We start from the raw sequence: 238 nt of genomic DNA on the forward strand, positions 1-238 counted from the left end.
TCTATATAATGTTCAATCATAACCCTCATGATGTTGTTATTGATGATAAGATCAGAGAGCAAATTCCAATTAGAGGGTGGACTGAGGTTGAAGTTAGAGATGTTATCGGAAAAGGTGCAACAGGTAGTTCTTCAGATAAGCGTCGGCCTAATAAGACGATAGATGGGCTGGGGCGGAATGACTCTGCAACAGTATATGGAAGTCCTCCTAATGGATATATAGTTGTGAACGATAGGAC

Annotated in this window: 1 protein-coding gene; it reads left to right on the plus strand. The window is 40.8% G+C overall.

Annotated features, from left to right (window positions below; translation table 11 throughout):
* Nucleotides 1-238, plus strand: a 238-nt coding sequence (locus ACLJNW_RS28285) for a colicin E5-related ribonuclease (protein ID WP_410961959.1), incomplete at both ends; no start/stop codon positions are given.

This window comes from Salmonella sp. SAL4457, assembly GCF_046548235.1.
Classification (GTDB): Bacteria; Pseudomonadota; Gammaproteobacteria; order Enterobacterales; family Enterobacteriaceae; genus Salmonella; species Salmonella enterica.